Here is a 17,461-nt window from a genome sequence, read left to right on the forward strand (position 1 = left end):
AGCGGCTCAGATGCCGTACGCGCGGCGCAGCAGCGTCAACGGATGCGCGAGCGGCGCGTGCGGCAGCCCCTTTTCGTCGATGCCCTGCACGATGTGATGGCCGGCGAGCGCGCAGTCGGACGACACGACGTCCGGCTGCGGCTCGGCCATCGCCTTGAACACGGGCGCGCCGATCCGCATCGCCTCCGCATGAAATGCCTTCTTCACGCCGAACGTGCCCGCGTGGCCCGAGCAACGCTCGACCACGTTCACGCGCGTATCGGGCACGAGCGACAGCGCATCGGCCGTCTTGCGGCCGATGTTCTGCACGCGCGCATGGCACGGCACGTGATACGACACGGTGCCGAGGCCGGTCTTGAAATCGGTCTTCAGCAGCCCGTCGCGATGCCGCGCGATCACGTATTCGAACGGGTCCCAGAACGCGTCGGCCACCGCGCGCACGGCTGCGTCATCAGGGAACATCAGCGGCAGCTCGCTCTTGTACATCAGCACGCAGCTCGGAATCGCGCCGATCAGCGCATAGCCGTCGCGCGCGTAGCGTTCGAGCACCGGGATGTTGACGGCCTGCTTCGCGGCGACGCCGTCGAGATTGCCCTGCTCGAGCAGCGGCATCCCGCAGCACGCTTCGCGCGCGACGAGTTCGTACGGGATCTCGTTGTGCGCGAGGATCGCGAGCAGGTCGTGGCCGATTCCCGGCTCGTTGAAATTCACGTAGCAGGTCGCATAGATCGCGACCTTGCCGGGCGTGCGTTCGCCGTCGCGCACGGGCGGGTTGTCCGAACGTCTGGCGGCGCGCCGGAACTTGCGCGGCGCGAATTCCGGCAGCCACGCATGACGATCGACGCCGAGCGCCGCTTCGAGCGCGTGGCGCGCGGGCGGCGTGCGGTTCACCGCGTTGACCGCCTGCGTGACGACCGGAATGCCCGCGAAATGGCCGAGCGCATCGGTATTCGACAGCACCTTGTCGCGCAACGTCGCTTCGCCGCGTTTGTAACGCGCGGCCTTGCCGCGCAGCATCAGGTGCGGGAAATCGACGTTCCACGCGTGCGGCGGCACGTACGGGCATTTCGTCATGTAGCAGAGGTCGCACAGATAGCACTGGTCGACGACCTTGCCGAACGCGGCCTTCGGCACTTCCTCGATGTCGCCCGTCGGCGTGTCGTCGACCAGGTCGAACAGCGCCGGAAACGCGCCGCACAGCGACACGCAGCGCCGGCAGCCGGCGCAGATGTCGAATACGCGGGTCATTTCCGCATCGATCGCGGCCTGGTCGTAGAACGCTTCGGACTGCCAGTCGAGCGGATGCCGGGTCGGCGCTTCGAGACTGCCTTCCTTGTGGGGCATGGGACGCTCCCGCGTGGCGCGCATGTGCGCAAGCGCACCGCCCGCGCGCTGCGGGCGGCGACGGAACGAACGGCCGGCTGCGGGCCGGTCGCACGGCGATGCCGTGCGGCCCGCGGCGGCTCGTCAGTCGACGAGACTGTCCAGCGCCTTCGTGTAGCGGTTCGCGTGGCTGCGTTCGGCTTTCGCGAGCGTCTCGAACCAGTTCGCGATTTCGTCGAAACCTTCGTCGCGCGCGGTCTTCGCCATGCCCGGATACATGTCGGTGTACTCGTGCGTTTCGCCGGCGATCGCCGATTCGAGATTCAGGCGCGACGAACCGAACGGCAAGCCCGTGGCCGGATCGCCGACGGCTTCCAGGTATTCGAGATGGCCGTGCGCATGGCCGGTTTCGCCTTCGGCGGTCGAGCGGAACAGCGCGGCGACGTCGTTCTGCCCCTCGACGTCGGCCTTCGAAGCGAAATACAGATAGCGTCGATTCGCCTGCGATTCGCCCGCGAATGCGGCCTTCAGGTTCTCTTCGGTTTTGCTGCCCTTGAGTTGAGCCATTTGCGCCTCCGTTCGAGTCGGCGCGGCCGCGTGCGACGCCGGGCCGATCAGATGTGGGGAACGATGCGTGCGCCGGGCGCGCATCGTGCTCTTCAATCTAGGCGCTCGCGTTCGCATCACCCAATAGGCTTTTTCAATGCGGACGATAGTGTCGGGTGCGGGGTGCGAGGCGGACGGTCGGGAAGACGGAGCGCGCGCGTCATGCATCACGCGTCATACGGCAGCGCGTCACGCATCCATCGCGCGCTTGAGCAGCAATTCGCGCTCACGCTCGTTGCGCGTCAAATCCGCCGCGCGGCGGAACTCCAGCTTGGCCTCGTCGGCGCGGCCGAGCTTCGCGAGCAGATCGCCGCGCACACTCGGCAGCCAGTGATAGCGCGCGAGCGCCGGATCGTCACGCAGCACGTCGACGAGTTCGAGCGCCGCGGCCGGACCGAACGCCATGCCCACGGCCACCGCGCGATTCAGTTCGACGACCGGCGACGGCGCGACTTCGGCGAGCGCGTCATACAGCGCGACGATCTGCGCCCAGTCGGTGTCCGCCGCCTGCCGCGCGCGCGCGTGGCAAGCCGCGAGCGCGGCCTGCAGCGCATACGGCCCGCGCACGCCGCCGAGCTTCGTCGCCCGCTCCAGCGCCGCGAGGCCGCGCCGGATCAGCAACGGATCCCAGCGGCTGCGGTCCTGGTCGAGCAGCAGCACGGGCCGGCCCTGTGCATCGACGCGTGCATGCATGCGCGACGCCTGTAGCTCCATCAGCGCGACGAGCCCGAGCACTTCGCTTTCATCCGGCGCGAGCCCGGCCAGCACGCGGCCGAGCCGCAACGCCTCGTCGCAGAGCGCCGGACGCATCCAGTCGTCGCCCGCCGTCGCCGCATGGCCCTCGTTGAACACGAGGTAGATCACTTCGAGCACCGACGCGAGCCGCGCCGGCCGCGCATCGGCGGCCGGCACCTCGAACGGCACGTGCGCCGCCGCGAGCGTGCGTTTCGCGCGCACGATCCGCTGCGCGATCGTCGGCTCGGGCGTCAGGAACGCCCGGGCGATCTCGCCCGTCGTCAGCCCGCCGAGCAGCCGCAGCGTCAGCGCGACGCGCGCGTCGGTCGACAGCACCGGGTGGCACGACGTGAAGATCAGCCGCAGCAGGTCGTCGCCGATGTCGTCGTCGCTCGCGTCGGCGAGCGCGTCCGCGATGTCGGGGACGACGTGCGCTTCGAGCGCGTCCATCTCGTGACCGAGCTGGTCGCGCTTCGCCGCATGAAGCGACTCCTGCCGGACCCGGTCGAGCGCGCGGCGCTTCACGGCCGTCATCAGCCAGGCGGCCGGGTTGTCGGGCACGCCGTCGACGGGCCAGTGCTCGAGCGCCGCGACGAGCGTGTCCTGCGCCAGTTCCTCGGCCACGCCGACGTCGCGCACCACGCGCGCGGCGCGCGCGATGATCTTCGGCGCCTCGATTCGCCAGACTGCCTCGATCGCACGATGCGTGGCCTCATGCGTCACGACGCCTGCCCCTGGGCGGACGCATCCAGCGGCATGGCCATCAGCTCCCACGTATGACCGTCCGGATCGGTGAACCCATGGCCGTACATGTTCGGATACTCGCGCGGCGCCTGCGGCGCGGCCCCGCCGGCCGCCAGCGCCTTCGCGACGAGCCCGTCGACTTCGGCACGGCTGTCGCACGACAGGCACGACAACACCTGGATATGCGTGGCCGGATCGATGATCGTCTTGTCGGTGAAGGTCTGGAAAAACGGCCGCACCAGCAGCATCGCGAAGATCGTGTCGCTGATCTTGATGCAGGCGGCCTGCTCGTTGGTATAGGCCGGCACGACCTCGAAGCCGAGCGCCTGGTAGAACGTCTTCGCGCGCGGCAGGTCGGCTACCGGCAGGTTGATGAAAACCATCTTGTGCATGACGGATACTCCGGTGAGGTGGGATTCAGGCGTGGCTGCGGCCGACGTGGAGGTCGCGGAACCGCTCGACCGCGTCGCTCGGCGTGAGGTCGTCGAGCTCGAACAGCGGCCGCACCTCGATCTCGCAGTCGAGTTCGGCGCCGAACGGCGCGGGGAACCGGCGCGTCCATTCGAGCGCCTCGTCGCGCGAGCGCACCTGGATCAGCGTATAGCCGGCGATCAGTTCCTTCGTTTCGGCGAACGGGCCGTCGATCACCGTGCCCTTGCCGCCCGTGTAGCGCACGCGCCAGCCGTGGGCGCTCGACCGCAGGCCGTTGGCGTCGAGCAGCACGCCGGCTTTCGCCAGCTCCTCGTGATAGACCGTCATGGCCTCGACCAGCCGGTTGTCCGGCAACGCGTCGGATTCGCTGACGGCGTTCGCCCGGATCATGATCATGAATCGCATCGTTTACTCCTTGTCGTCGGTGGAAGGCGGCGCCCGTTCCGCGGCGCCTTATCCGGACGACGGGCGGAAGATGGCCGGATCGACATGCGCCACGACAAATCAGGGTAAATACCGAGTCGCGACGTTCACAGGAAGCACGGGCCGACCGCGCGCACCTCGACCGTGCACCATTGCGCGGCCGGGCACTGGCGCGCGATTTCGATCGCTTCCTCGCGCGTGTCGACGTCGACGAGGAAGAAGCCGCCGACCATCTCCTTCGCCTCGGCGAACGGGCCGTCGAGCAGGCGCGTCTCGCCGTCGCGCACCTGCACGCGCGTGCCGCGCTCGGACCGCTCGAGCGACTCGACGCCGCGCAGCACGCCGCGGGCCTTCAGCGACTCGGCGAAATCGACCATCCGCGCATAGAGCGCCTGACCTTCGTCGAGGGTGCGCTCGGCGCGCTGTTCGGTCGGTTCGACAATCAACAGCATGTAAGACATGGATTTCTCCTGTGGGGACGGGGCGCGGCGGCATGCGCCGGGCGAGCGGCACGCGGCGCCCGGTGCAAAAGCGTAACAGCCGCGAGGCGGCTTGCCGCATCGTTGGCCAATCGGTACTGGCCGGACGGCCATTTCGGCCGCAGCCTGACATTTTGCCTTCAAGATGCGGTCCCGAACTGTCGGATTTTGATCCTGTGGACCGTCTCATGTCACGCCCGCTTCCCCTGTTTGCCGTCGCGCCGTTCGTGGCGTCGTCCGTCGGGCTGTCCGTGGCCCTCTGTGCCCGGCCCGCCGCCGCGCTGCCGGTCAGTAGCGGCTGCGGCGGCGCGGCCACGGCGATCGCCGAGATCCGTCGCGCCGGCGGCCCGTCGCCGCTCGCCGGGCAAACGACGTCGATCGAAGCGGTCGTCACCGCGGCGTTCAGTGGCGCCGACGGCCTGGGCGGCTTCTTCGTCCAGCAGGCCGACGCGCAGCGGCGCCGGCGGCCGGGTATCCCGGAAGGCCTGTTCGTCTACGCACCGAACGCACGGGCGGCGCCCGGCGATCTCGTGCATCTGACGGGCAAGGTCGACGAGCAATACGGCCGCACGCAATTCACGCTGACGGGCGGTATGGCCGTCTGCGCGCGCGGGCAGACGGTCACGCCGGCGACGCTCACGCTGCCGGTCGCGTCGCCGGCCGTCCTGGCCGCGCACGAAGCGATGCGCGTACGCCTGCCGCAAACGCTGACGGTCAGCGATACCCACGAACTCGGCCGCTACGGCAGCATCGTGCTGAGCAACGGCCGGCTGCGCACGCCGACCCAGGTCGGGCCGCCGGCCGACGCCGCCGCGCACGCCGCGGCCAACGCACTGAACCGCATCGTGCTCGACGATGGGTCGAGCCGGCGCGACCCGGCGACCGTCCGCTATCCGCCGCCCGCACTGAGCGCCGCCAACACGCTGCGCGCGGGCTATACGGTACGCGGCGTCGAAGGCGTGCTCGAATGGCGCTACGGCACCTGGCGGCTGCAGCCGGTGGCCGGCGCGGCGCCCGTCTTCGATCCCGCCGCGAACCCGCGTCGCGCGGCACCGGCCCGGCATCCCGATGCCGACGTGCGCGTCGTGTCGTTCAATGTCTTCAATTATTTCAACGGTGACGGCCATGGCGGCGGATTCGACGCACCGGGCAACCGCGGCGCGAAAACGCCCGCCGCGTTCGCGCGGCAGGAAGCGAAGATCGTCGCGGCGTTGCGCGCGTTGCGCGCCGACGTGATCGGGCTGATGGAAATCGCGAACAACGGCCACGGCGACGCGAGCGCCATCCGGCGGCTCGCCGCGCAGCTCGGCGACGGCTGGCGCACGGTCGACCCCGGCACCGCGCGGCTGGGTCGCGACGCGATCGCGGTCGCACTGCTGTACGACAGCCGCACGGTCGAGCCGGTCGGGCGCGCCGCCACCGTCGCCCTCGGCGGCCGCCATCGCCCGCCGCTCGCGCAGACGTTCCGGCGCATCGGCGGCACGCACGCTTTTACCGTCGCGGTCAATCACCTGAAGTCGAAGAATTGCCCGCACGCGAGCGGCGCCAATCTCGACCAGTCCGACGGCCAGGGCTGCTGGAATGCGGCGCGCACGCGGGCCGCCGCGCGCGTCGCCGACTGGCTCGCCACCTCGCCGACGGGCGTCGCCGCCGGCGGCGTGCTGCTGATCGGCGATCTGAACAGTTATGCGAAGGAAGACCCGGTTCGCGCGCTCGAGGCGCGCGGCTATGCGAACCTGGTGGCGCGCTTCGTCGGCGATGCTGCGTACAGCTACGTATTTCGCGGCGAAGCCGGCAATCTCGACCATGCGCTGGCCACGCCGCCGCTCGCCGCGCGCGTGAAAGCCGTGCGGTTCTGGCACATCAACGCCGACGAACCGCTCGTTCTGCAACCCGTGCCCGATTACAAAACGTCCGCGCGCCGGTCGACTTATTACGCACCCGACGCCTACCGCTCGTCGGACCACGATCCCGTCGTCATCGACGTCGCGCTGGACGACCCCGCCGCGCAACCGGCACCGGGCACAAATCGTGCGCATCGATGACGCGTCGGGTAGTGCATTTGCATCAACAACCAACCTGCAACGGCACTATTTACCTGATGCCCCTGGCGACGCCATATTTACCGGACATTCACTGCGCCCCGCTGCTCGACACGCTGTACCGCCCCGACACGCGAAATTTTTTCAACCGCTGCGCGGCCCCGCGCGACGGGGCTCCCCGGCGATCCTGCCGACGCATTGAAAATTTGTCTCGAAACTCAATCGGATCAAGTGAATCACATCAGTTGCTGCGATTCGTCTTATCTTCAAATTGCCTGGAATCAAAGGAGGATAAACACCATGGCGCTTACCGACTCGATCGAACACAAGCTGGACCGCGGCCTGTCCGACATCCGTCGCACCGGCCGGCGCGTGGGCCGCACGACGCGCTCGGCGGCCCGCGACCTGCATGCCGACGTGACCGACGATCTGCGCGGGCTGGTCGACGAACTGGAAGATCTGCTGAAGAACGATGGCGATGGCGATATCGCCGCCCTGCGCAAGCGCGTGCAATCGCGGCTCGATGAAGCGCGCAGCGCGCTCGACTACGCGTCGGGCAGCGCGGCCGCCCGGCTGCGCGATTCGGCCGAACGCGTATCGCAGGCCGTGCACGACAACCCCTGGCAAACCGCCGGCGTCGTCGCGGGCCTCGCGTTCGTTGCGGGCCTGCTCCTTTCCCGCCGTTGAACGGGGCCGCGTGCAACGCCGCCCGCCCCGCCCGTCATCCATCTGACAACGAAGGAGAACCGCCATGCAGAAGTCCCTCGCCATGAAAGCCGCCGCCGCCGTGATGCTGGGCAGCCTCGCCCTCGCCGGCTGCACGACCACGTCCGGCAAACCCGATAGCGCCGCGGCCAGCGCGTCGAAGCGTCAGTCGATCGACGCCAGCGTGAACGCCACGCTGTCGCGCCTGTATTCGACGGTGCCGGGTTCGCGCGACCTGGTCTCGAAAGCACGCGGCGTCCTCGTGTTCCCGAACGTGCTGCAGGCCGGCTTCATCGTCGGCGCCCAGTCCGGCAACGGCGCGCTGCGGGTCGGCGGCAGCACCGTCGGCTACTACAACACGTCGTCGCTGTCGGTCGGCCTGCAGGCCGGCGCGCAGTCGAAGGCGGTCGTGTTCCTGTTCATGACGCAGGATGCGCTCGACTCGTTCCGCAAGTCGGACGGCTGGTCGGCCGGCGCCGACGCATCGGTCGCGGTCGTGAAGGTCGGCGCGAACGGCGCGGTCGACTCCAACACGGCTACCGCGCCGGTGGAAGTGCTGGTCCTGACCAACGCGGGCCTGATGGGCGACCTGTCGGTGAACGGCACGAAGGTCACCAAGCTCAACATCTGACGACGCGGTACGCGGCCTCGCGCCGCGTTCGCTTCCCGGCAGCGCCGCGGCCCCGGCCGCGGCGTTTTCGCATGTGTCTCACGCAGCGGCTATGATGGCGGCACCTTTGCGGGCATACTCCGCATGGGCCGCCCGGCGGCGCATTGCGCCGCGAACCCGTGACGTTCGCGAACCGATCGCGCACGGGACAACGAGATTCAATCAAACCACGCATCAATCTGCGCGAATGTCACCCATGGATAGCGGACACGACCACCAAAAATTCTTCTACTTCCTGCTGTTCGCGGTCACCGTCGGACTGTGCTGGATCCTCGCGCCGTTCTCCGGCGCCGTGTTCTGGGGCACCATACTCGCGATCCTGTTCCAGCCCGTGCAACGCTGGCTCGCCGCACGCTTCGGCAAGCGGCGCAACCTTGCCGCGCTCGTCACGATGTCGCTGATCATCCTGATCGTGATCCTGCCGCTCGTGTTCGTCACGGCGACGCTCGTGCAGGAAATCGCGTACGTGTACCAGGAGCTCAAGGACGCGCAGCCGAATTATTCGCAGTACTTCCATGACATCATTCACGCGCTGCCGACGTCGATCCAGAACCTGCTGCAGAAGTACGGGCTGACCAACATCCCGGGCATCCAGAAGAAGCTGACCGACGGCGCCGCGCAGATCAGCCAGTTCGCGGCCGCCCAGGCGCTCAGCATCGGCCAGAACACGTTCCAGTTCGTCGTGAGCTTCGGCGTGATGCTGTACATGGTGTTCTTCCTGCTGCGCGACGGCGGCGAGATCGGCCGTCGCGTGCGCCGCGCGCTGCCGCTCGACGAAGAACACAAGAACCTGCTGCTCGCGAAATTCACGACCGTCGTACGCGCCACCGTGAAGGGCAACATCGCGGTCGCGCTCGTCCAGGGCGCGCTGGGCGGCCTGATCTTCTGGATCCTCGGGATCGAGGGCGTGGTGCTGTGGGGCGCGCTGATGGCGTTCCTGTCGCTGCTGCCCGCGATCGGCGCGAGCCTCGTGTGGGTACCGGCCGCGCTCTACTTCCTGATGATCGGCGCGGTCTGGAAATGCGTGATCCTCGTCGCGTTCTGCGTCGGCGTGATCGGCCTCGTCGACAACCTGCTGCGCCCGATCCTCGTCGGCAAGGACACGAAGATGCCCGACTGGGTCGTGCTGATCTCGACCCTCGGCGGAATGGCGCTGTTCGGCATCAACGGCTTCGTGATCGGGCCGCTCGTCGCCGCGCTGTTCATGGCCAGTTGGGACATCTACGCACGCTCCGAACAGGGCGAATGACGCACGTCCGGCCGCCGGCGCTCCGCACGCCTGCGGAAAGCGCCGGTCAAGGATGACGGATATGGATCAGGACGGGCGCCACGGCGCCCGTTGCTTCATCCGCCGCGACCGTCATCACGCCGCCATACGGGCCGACGCGCTGCACCCGGCCCGGCGCCAGCAGCACGCTTTGCCCGGTATGCGCATCGCGCCACGTGGCACGCACCGCCGTGCCGCTCTCGGGCGCGAACGGCGCGCCGTCGGGCCCGACCAGCGCCACCTGCGCACCGGCCAAACGCCGGCCATGCGCATCGAACCGGACCGTGGCCGTTGCTCTGCCGTCGACCGCCTGCTCCGCGTCGACGGGCACACCCGCCGGGGCATCGAGCGTCACGTCGTAGAGATCGACGAGCGAGCCGGTGAACCGGACGACGCCATCCGACGCGGGCTGCCCAGCCGCCATCGCGTTCGACGTGGCAGCCGACATCGCGAGTACGACACCGAGCCCGAACAGCATCTTCCGCACGACGCCGGCGCCTCCTGCCGTTGCCGTTGCCGTTGCCAACCGCTTCGCGTTGTTCCGCATGGTTCCTCCCCTCTACCGCGTCACCAGAAAAACAGGCGGCGTGACGCGTCGGTCACGCCGCCTGTGTGCTGGCAATCACTGTAGGGAGAGCGGCCCGGACAATATATGGGACAAGTCCTAAACTGCAGCCGAATTGATCGAACTCAACGCGACCGACACCGTCCCGCTGCCCGATGCGACCGAGGTCGCACGCCCGTCACGCGTGCGGATCGACGCGCAGCACGAGCTTGCCGCGATGGTCGCCGTCGAACAGGCGGTTCAGCACGTCAGGGGCGTTTTCGAGACCGTCGGCCACGGTTTCCTCGGCCTTGAGCCGGCCGTCGCGCAGCCAGCCCGCGAGCGTCTGCACGGCTTCGCGGCTCTTGCGGTAGTCGAGGATCAGAAAGCCGCGCATCGTCAATCGCTTCGAGATCAGCACGCCGACGTCGTCCGCCGCGCGGCCGCTGTTGTAGTTCGAGATCACGCCGCACAGCGCGACGCGCCCGCCGATCACCATCCGCGACAGCACCGCCCGCATCACCTCGCCGCCGACGTTCTCGAAGTTCACGTGCACGCCGTCCGGCGTCGCCGCCTTCAGTTGCTGGCGGAAATCGTCGGCCTTGTAGTCGACGGCCGCATCGAAGCCGAGCGTGTCGGTCAGGTAACGGCACTTGTCCGCGCCGCCCGCGATGCCGACCACCCGCGCGCCGTGGATCTTGCCGATCTGCCCGGCGATCGAGCCGACCGAGCCGGCCGCCGCCGACACGACGAGCGTTTCGCCCGGTTGCACCGGCGCGATATCGGTCAGCCCGTAGTACGCGGTCAGCCCGCTCATCCCGCACGCGCCGAGCAGGGTCGGCAGCGGCAGCCCCGACTGCGCCGGCAGCTTCACGAGTTGCGCGGCCTGCTCGGCCGGCACGACCGCGTAGTCCTGCCAGCCGACCAGCCCCTGCACGAGATCGCCTTCCGCGAAACCCGCATGGCGCGACGCGACCACGCGGCCGATCCCGAGCGCGCGCATCACCTCGCCGATCGCGACGGGCGGCAGGTACTGCGGCACGTCGCTCATCCACACGCGGTTGGTCGGGTCCATCGACAGGTACAGCACGCGCACGAGCACCTCGCCGTCGGCGAGCGCCGGCACCGGCGTCTCGACGAGCGAAAAATGGTCGCGGCCGACCCGCCCTTCCGGGCGCGTCTTCAGCAGCAGCTGGCGGTTCACGGGTGTCGACATGATGTTCTCCTCCAATCGTTGTAATTCGGGATGCGCGTCAGACCGCGCACATGCCGCCGTCGATCACGAGTTCGGCGGCCGTCACGAAACGGCTCTCGTCGGACGCGAGATACACGGCCGCATGCGCGACGTCGTCCGGCTCGCCGAGCCGGCGCAGCGGAATGCCGCGCGCGAGCTTGCGCGTCGCGTCGCGTTCGCCGAGCGACTGGAACAGCGGCTCGACGATTCCCGTGCGAATGAACGCCGGGTGAATCGAATTGCAGCGCACGTCGATCTCGCGCCGCGCGCAGTCGATCGCGATCGACTTCGTCAGCGACGCGACCGCCGCCTTCGATGCGTTGTACGCGGTGAAATCCGGCTCGACCTTGAACGCGGCGACCGACGAGATGTTGATGATCGACGCGGGATGGCTCTCGGCCAGATACGACAGCGCGTGCTTGCAGCCGAGCACGATGCTCTCGACGTTGATCGCCATCACGCGCCGCCATTCGTCCAGCTCGATTTGCGCGGGCGAACCGATCGAGCCGACGCCCGCATTGTTGACGAGCACCGACAGAGCGCCCATCGCATCGGTCGCCTGCGCGAGCAGCGCCTGCCAGCGCGCTTCGTCGCGCACGTCCTGGGTCGCGGCGAACGCGACCGGCGTCGCGTGGCCCGCGTTGAGTTCCTGCGCGAACGCGTCGAGCACCGCCGCTTCCGCGATGTCGGTCAGGAACACGCGCGCGCCCTGCTCGACCATCCGGCGCGCGATCGCGCGGCCGAGGCCGCCGGCGGCGCCCGTGATGTATGCGCACTTGCCCGCGAGGCGCGGAGAAACGATTGTCATGTGACCTGCTCCTGTCGTGAATCGTCGTCGCGGAACGCTGCCGCAACGGGGTTTCCGTGTCGCTGCCAACCGACGTGCGCCGGTCGCCGCTGCGCCGACATGACGGCGCGCCGCACGGATTCCGGGAGTATATCGAGATGAACGCGGCGCGCGCCGGACCGGCCGGGCGGCGTGCCCGCGCTCGAACGACAGCCAGCGTACGCGAATGCCGCCGATCGATGAAATGAATATTCGTTATGCCCGGTCATAGGCACCGTTCATGAGCCGAACGTACCGGCGCCCATGCGCGAACAGCACGGCGCGACCGGTCGGATGGGCTGCGTCGGCTCGTCGACTATCGGGATAACGGGCGTTGCGTTCCGCGTGGGCGAGGAAGCAATCGAGAAGATGATCCGGCGTCGAATCCTGCACCTCGCCGGAAAGCGCCGGACGAACGCCGGCGGCAGGAAAGCGGGCCGCAGCGCCCGCCATCGGCAACCGTCAGAAGCCGTCGCCCGACGGCGCGCGCACGAACGCGCAGAGTTGCGGCGAATGCGTGTCGATCATCTGCTGGAACGGCGCACGGTGCCCGTACGCGATACCCGACACGAGCAACAGGCAGACCGCCGCGACGCGCGGCGAGAACGCGCGCTGCCGCACGCCGTCGTAGCCGCGCAGGAACATCAGCGCGACCAGCGCGCCGAGCACCCAGCCGACGACGACTTCCGGCACGCTGTGCGAGTGATCGAATACGCGGGCAACGGCCGTGATCGCGCCGATGGCCAGCCCGGCCGCGATGCCGGGCGCCTTGCCGTGCCGGAACGCCTGCCACAGCATCGACAGCGCGACCGTCCACACGGACGTCGACAGCATCGTATGGCCGCTGATCACGCGGAAATCGAACTGCGCAAGCTCGATGCCGCAGCCGGCATACAGGATCTTCGTGGCGCCGACGACGCCCATCCCGGCGGCCAGCAGCACGCCCCAGCGGGCGGCGAGGCGCCAGTCGGTCAGCGCGAGCCACGCCGCGCAGGTCAACGCGATCGGCAGGGTCAGCGCGGCATCGCCGATGTTGCTGATTTCACTCCACATGATGGACTTCGGAGACGATCGAAAGACCGCAGTTTACCGCAGGCACGCAACGTGCCTGTGTCAGCCTGTGACAGGCTGTATCAACCGGCGACACCGGTAATCAACAGCAGGTTCGTGCCGGTGATCACGGCGAACAGCGTCCACGCGGCCACCTGCATCCCGCGCCCGATCGCGTGCTCGCCCATCGTGCGGCGATCGCTGACCGAGCGGATCAGCGGCCACATCGCGAACGGCAATTGCAGGCTCAGCAGCACCTGGCTCCACACGAGCAGTTGCCCGACCGAGCCGTCGCCGAGCCACAGCACGCCGATCAGCGCCGGCACGAGCGCGAGCCCGCGCGTGATCAGCCGGCGCTGGTAACACGGGATCTTCGTATGCAGGAAACCGTCCATGATGACCTGGCCGGCGATCGTGCCGGTCAGCGTCGAGCTTTGACCCGACGCGAGCAGCGCGATGCCGAACAACAGCGCGGCCGCACCGCCCGCGATCGGCGTGATCAGCCGGTACGCCTGCTCGATGTCGGTCACGTTGTGCTGGCCCGTCGCATGGAATGCCGCGCCCGCGACGACGAGGATCGCCGCGTTGACGAGCATCGCGACGAACAGCGACACGCAGGTATCGATGCGCACCAGCGCCAGCGTGTCGCGGATCACGCCGCGCGCACCGCCGACGACGTGCCGCGTCTGCACGACCGACGAATGCAGATACAGGTTATGCGGCATGATCGTCGCGCCGACGATGCCGAGCGCGAGCACGATCGCATCCTTGCGGTCGTGGCCCGGGTCGCCCGGCACGAGGCCGCTCACCACCGCATGCCAGTCGGGCGGCGTGATCGCCACCTGCGCGACGAAGCAGAACGCCATCGTCGCGATCAGCCCGAGCACGATCGCCTCGATCTGCCGGAAACCCTTGCCCTGCAGGCCGAGCACGATCACCGTGTCGAGCGCGGTCAGCACGACGCCCCACGCGAGCGGCACGCCGAGCAGCAGCTTGAACGCGAGCGCGCAGCCGAGCACTTCCGCGATGTCGCACGCGATGATCGACACTTCGGCCGTGATCCACTGCACGACGCGGCCGAACCGGCCGTAGCGGTCGTAGCTGGCCTGCGCGAGATCCTTGCCCGCGACGAGACCGAGCCGCGCCGCGAGCATCTGCAGGAAGATCGCCGCGAGGCTCGAGAACGCGACGACCCACAGCAGCGAATAGCCGAACTGCGAGCCGGCCTGGATATCGGTCGCCCAGTTGCCGGGGTCCATGTAGCCGATCGCGACCAGCAGGCCGGGGCCGAAGAAACGTCTGAGCTTCTGCCAGCGCGGCGCGGCGGCGTCGATCGTGATGCTGCCCTTTACTTCCGACGGGCAGAAAGGGGCGGTGGCGGTAGTGGGGAGGAAGGGCATGGAAACCGGGAATCGAGATCGCGATCCGTCGATTTTACGGGTATCCGTCCCGTTTTATCGTGCGCGACCACGCACGCGTCGCACCCCGCTCCGTCAACGTCGCCGTCGCCGTCGCAACATGCGGCGGCTCGCCCTTCGTCCGGAACGGGCGACGCCGCGCCCTGCGCGAGGATCTTTTCCCGCTCGGCGACGCGAAACTCGGTCGGCGACATCAGCAGCCGCTGCCGAAACAGCTTCGCGAGCCGCTCGCCGCTGCCGAAGCCGGTGCGCCGCGCGACCTTGTCGGCCGGCAGCGTCGTATGGATCAGCATGTGGCACGCCCGTTCGAGCCGCACGTGCTGGACGAACTCGGTCGGCGTCACGCCGATTTCCTTCTTGAAGCGCCGCAGGAAATTGCGCTCGCTCATCGCGGCCGCCTGCGCGGCGCTCGCAATCGAGATGCGGTTCACGCTCTGCGCGCGCAGCCGTTGCGCGGACATCCGGATCGACGGGCTCGCACTCAGTTCGCGGAACGCCCACATCGACTGCGCATAGCGCTGCTCGACCGGCCGCATCATGTTGCTGGCGATCTCCTGCGCGGCGCTGTCGCCGAGGTCGACGCGGAACATGTCGAGCGCGGCGGCGAACACGTCGGTCTCGCCGGCCTGCAATTCGATCGTCGTGGTGGCGCGGCGCGCGGCCCTGCCCGGCCGCACGTCGATCGCCGACGACGGCCGTCGCGTGGCGGCGAGCGCGGGCAGATCCATCGCGTCGACGATCCAGCGCGCATGCCGGCGAATGTCGGTCAGGCGCCGCTGCAAGGCGTCGTCCCAGTTGACGGCCGCGCGCTCGCCATGAAGATGAAAGAACGCGAGCGCCCGGCGGCTGTGTTCGTCGCCGAGCGGATCGGCCGCGATGCGCACGCCGGACGACGACTGCAACAGTCCCCCGCTTTCGGAGACGTACTTCAGCTGGTAATCCGCGCTGTACGCATGCAGGCGATTCGCCAGATTGAAAGCTTCGCCGAGGCGCGCGGCCTGGGCCAACGAAAACCCCGTACTCAAATAGATAACGACCCACCGCTGATCTGCTGCATTCACTGGCCAAGCCCCCGACTTGTTCGACTTCTTCTAATACCGTCGAACTGTCAGGCTTATATTTGGTTTGAATGCGTGCGACAGGACGGCTATCCCGAAATATGAAGCGACGGCATCTTAGCCGAACGGGTAGCGCCTTTGGCGCGAAATGGCCGACGGGGACAGCATGATGGCGGATTACTACAGGCTGCTGCCCGCCGCTGGTATGCCGACACAGAATCGCGTATGCGATGCGGTCGATTATTGCGGCCGTCATCCGCAATGACGGGTGTAATGACAGGCGTATTCGAGGGCGATGTCCATCGGCAAAACAGACGTTCGCGTATCGGCCCGAACGGCATCGACACGCATCGAACGCGCGCGATCGCCGCGCATGTCAACCGGCGCATCCGTTGCCTGCACATCCTTTAGAATCGATCGTCCTTCACCACGCCGCCCGCGCTCCGTGCCCGCCGCTCACCGTCTCGACCTGAACCTGTTTCGCGTGCTCGACGCCGTCTACGTGCACGGCGGCATCGGCGCGGCCGCCCGCGCGCTGCATCTCACGCAGCCGGCCGTCACGCATGCGCTCAACCGGCTGCGCGCGCATTTCGACGATCCGCTGTTCGTGCGCCAGGGCAACCGCGTCGTGCCGACGGAGCGTACGCGGTCGATCATCGCGGACGTGCAGCTGCACCTGAAGGGTCTGCAAGGCACCGCGCGCGATCCGGCCGCCTTCGATCCCGCGACGCTCGACCTGAGCATCGCGGTCGGCATTCGCGACGTGCTCGAATCCATCGCATTGCCGCGCATCGTCGCCGCGTTCGCCGACGAAGCGCCGGGCCTGCGGCTCGTCAGCCGGCGCATCGCGGTATCCGACATCGAGCGCGAGCTCGCTTCGGGCAATCTCGACCTCGTCGTCGACCGGCGCGTACAGACCGGCCCGCGCATCGCCACCGAACACCTGCTCGACGATTCGCTCGTCGTCGCGCTGCGCCGCGATCATCCGCTCGCGCGCGACGCGCTGCGACGCAGCGACTATTTCGCGGCGCAGCATATCGCCGTGTCGTCGCTCGGCGAGCCGCAATCGCTCGACGTCCTGCTCGGCAACGACGGACGCTTCCGCGACATCCGGCTTACGTGCCAGCACTATTTCGCCGCCTGCCAGATCGCCGCGGCCGGCGACCTGCTCGTTACGCTGCCGCACACCTATGCGCTGCGCATGGCCGCGCTGCTGCCGATCGTCGTGCGACCGCTGCCGCTGCGGCTCAAGCCGTTTCCGCTGCTCGCGTACTGGCACGAATCGCGCGACACCGATCGCGCGCATCAGTGGGTGCGCGAACGCATCGCCGCGCTCGTGCGCAGCAGCGCCGGCATCGCCGACGCGTAGCAGCGCAGCAGGCGCCCGCGCGAACGGGACGGTATGCTGACGGCTGCACGCCGCCATGCGGCGCCCGCTTTCCTTGATCCGCTTACCGGAGACTTGCCATGTCGCTCATCCACGCCGCCGCCGTCCTCGATGCCGACGCGCCCGACTACGTCGTCCAGTTGCAGGCCGGCACGCATGCGCTGACCGGTGACGAAGCGCCGCGCGAAGGCGGCCAGGATCGCGGGCCGGCGCCATACGAATTCGTGCTGGCCGGGCTCGCGCAATGCACGGCCGCGACGCTGCGCATGTACATGCAGCGCAAGACGTGGCCGGCCGCGCGCATCGCCGTGCGCACCGAGCTGCATGCCGATCGCGAAGGTGTGCAATACGTGCGCCGCGTCGTCACGCTCGACGGCCCGCTCGACGATGCGCAACGCCAGCGTCTCGCGGAAATCTGCGAGAAAACCCCGGTGACGCAGTTCATCAAGCGCGGCACGCGGATCGAAACGACGCTGAACTGACGCACGCGGCGGGCCGTCCGGTCTGCCGCCTGACAA

Annotated in this window: 18 protein-coding genes; 6 read left to right on the top strand and 12 right to left on the bottom strand. The window is 68.5% G+C overall.

Annotated elements, in window-relative coordinates; genetic code table 11:
* Positions 1 to 6: 6 nt before the first annotated feature.
* The 6 genes from DTA15_RS26070 to DTA15_RS26095 form a co-directional block, all read right to left on the bottom strand.
* On the bottom strand, positions 7 to 1,344 hold the full coding sequence (locus DTA15_RS26070; RefSeq protein ID WP_006482946.1) for a heterodisulfide reductase-related iron-sulfur binding cluster: 1,338 nt from the start codon (positions 1,342 to 1,344) through the stop codon (positions 7 to 9).
* Positions 1,345 to 1,467: 123 nt separating this feature from the next.
* Positions 1,468 to 1,890 (bottom strand): rubrerythrin family protein, encoded by a 423-nt coding sequence (locus tag DTA15_RS26075; RefSeq protein ID WP_006497294.1) that lies wholly within the window; start codon positions 1,888 to 1,890, stop codon positions 1,468 to 1,470.
* Between the two features lie 228 nt (positions 1,891 to 2,118).
* Positions 2,119 to 3,387: an RNA polymerase sigma factor gene (locus tag DTA15_RS26080; protein ID WP_006482940.1), complete on the bottom strand. Its 1,269-nt coding sequence runs from the start codon at positions 3,385 to 3,387 to the stop codon at positions 2,119 to 2,121.
* Positions 3,384 to 3,800 (bottom strand): VOC family protein, encoded by a 417-nt coding sequence (locus tag DTA15_RS26085; RefSeq protein WP_006482943.1) that lies wholly within the window; start codon positions 3,798 to 3,800, stop codon positions 3,384 to 3,386. The genes DTA15_RS26080 and DTA15_RS26085 overlap by 4 nt, the downstream gene beginning before the upstream one ends.
* Positions 3,801 to 3,825: 25 nt before the next feature.
* Positions 3,826 to 4,245, bottom strand: coding sequence for a YciI family protein (locus DTA15_RS26090; protein WP_006482945.1), 420 nt, complete (start codon positions 4,243 to 4,245; stop codon positions 3,826 to 3,828).
* 125 nt (positions 4,246 to 4,370) lie between these two features.
* Positions 4,371 to 4,724, bottom strand: coding sequence for a YciI family protein (locus tag DTA15_RS26095; RefSeq protein WP_006482933.1), 354 nt, complete (start codon positions 4,722 to 4,724; stop codon positions 4,371 to 4,373).
* A 206-nt stretch (positions 4,725 to 4,930) separates the two neighbouring features.
* Here DTA15_RS26095 and DTA15_RS26100 point away from each other — a divergent pair, with 206 nt between their 5' ends.
* The 4 genes from DTA15_RS26100 to DTA15_RS26115 all read left to right on the top strand — a co-directional run bounded on the left by DTA15_RS26100 (position 4,931) and on the right by DTA15_RS26115 (position 9,408).
* Positions 4,931 to 6,787: an ExeM/NucH family extracellular endonuclease gene (locus DTA15_RS26100; protein ID WP_006494002.1), complete on the top strand. Its 1,857-nt coding sequence runs from the start codon at positions 4,931 to 4,933 to the stop codon at positions 6,785 to 6,787.
* Positions 6,788 to 7,084: 297 nt separating this feature from the next.
* The gene (locus DTA15_RS26105) at positions 7,085 to 7,471 is read left to right on the top strand and encodes an ElaB/YgaM/YqjD family protein (protein WP_006487804.1); all 387 of its coding nucleotides are present in this window, start codon (positions 7,085 to 7,087) and stop codon (positions 7,469 to 7,471) included.
* Positions 7,472 to 7,535: 64 nt separating this feature from the next.
* Positions 7,536 to 8,120 (top strand): BPSL1445 family SYLF domain-containing lipoprotein, encoded by a 585-nt coding sequence (locus tag DTA15_RS26110; protein ID WP_006479499.1) that lies wholly within the window; start codon positions 7,536 to 7,538, stop codon positions 8,118 to 8,120.
* 235 nt (positions 8,121 to 8,355) lie between these two features.
* Positions 8,356 to 9,408 carry an AI-2E family transporter gene (locus tag DTA15_RS26115; RefSeq protein WP_006487821.1) on the top strand — a complete coding sequence of 351 codons (1,053 nt, stop codon included), beginning with the start codon at positions 8,356 to 8,358 and terminating at the stop codon, positions 9,406 to 9,408.
* Positions 9,409 to 9,454: 46 nt separating this feature from the next.
* On the opposite strand, the gene DTA15_RS26120 is transcribed toward DTA15_RS26115, so the two are convergent.
* From DTA15_RS26120 to DTA15_RS26150, 6 genes are all read right to left on the bottom strand, one after another.
* The gene (locus DTA15_RS26120) at positions 9,455 to 9,973 is read right to left on the bottom strand and encodes a hypothetical protein (RefSeq protein ID WP_006487815.1); all 519 of its coding nucleotides are present in this window, start codon (positions 9,971 to 9,973) and stop codon (positions 9,455 to 9,457) included.
* 196 nt (positions 9,974 to 10,169) lie between these two features.
* Positions 10,170 to 11,186 (bottom strand): NADP-dependent oxidoreductase, encoded by a 1,017-nt coding sequence (locus DTA15_RS26125; RefSeq protein ID WP_006487809.1) that lies wholly within the window; start codon positions 11,184 to 11,186, stop codon positions 10,170 to 10,172.
* 37 nt (positions 11,187 to 11,223) lie between these two features.
* Positions 11,224 to 12,012, bottom strand: coding sequence for an SDR family oxidoreductase (locus DTA15_RS26130; RefSeq protein ID WP_006487835.1), 789 nt, complete (start codon positions 12,010 to 12,012; stop codon positions 11,224 to 11,226).
* A gap of 480 nt (positions 12,013 to 12,492) precedes the next feature.
* Positions 12,493 to 13,083 carry a phosphatase PAP2 family protein gene (locus tag DTA15_RS26140; RefSeq protein WP_006487811.1) on the bottom strand — a complete coding sequence of 197 codons (591 nt, stop codon included), beginning with the start codon at positions 13,081 to 13,083 and terminating at the stop codon, positions 12,493 to 12,495.
* Between the two features lie 80 nt (positions 13,084 to 13,163).
* Entirely contained in the window at positions 13,164 to 14,480 is a 1,317-nt protein-coding gene (locus DTA15_RS26145) for an Nramp family divalent metal transporter (protein ID WP_012493178.1), read from the bottom strand.
* Positions 14,429 to 15,505 carry a helix-turn-helix domain-containing protein gene (locus DTA15_RS26150; RefSeq protein WP_006487833.1) on the bottom strand — a complete coding sequence of 359 codons (1,077 nt, stop codon included), beginning with the start codon at positions 15,503 to 15,505 and terminating at the stop codon, positions 14,429 to 14,431. The genes DTA15_RS26145 and DTA15_RS26150 overlap by 52 nt, the downstream gene beginning before the upstream one ends.
* A gap of 496 nt (positions 15,506 to 16,001) precedes the next feature.
* Here DTA15_RS26150 and DTA15_RS26155 point away from each other — a divergent pair, with 496 nt between their 5' ends.
* Complete coding sequence (locus DTA15_RS26155) at positions 16,002 to 16,925, top strand: LysR family transcriptional regulator (protein WP_006487817.1); 924 nt, start codon at positions 16,002 to 16,004, stop codon at positions 16,923 to 16,925.
* Positions 16,926 to 17,023: 98 nt separating this feature from the next.
* Entirely contained in the window at positions 17,024 to 17,425 is a 402-nt protein-coding gene (locus tag DTA15_RS26160) for an OsmC family protein (protein WP_006487795.1), read from the top strand.
* The last annotated feature ends 36 nt before the right edge of the window (positions 17,426 to 17,461 follow it).

Source organism: Burkholderia cenocepacia, assembly GCF_900446215.1.
Taxonomy (GTDB): Bacteria; Pseudomonadota; Gammaproteobacteria; order Burkholderiales; family Burkholderiaceae; genus Burkholderia; species Burkholderia cenocepacia.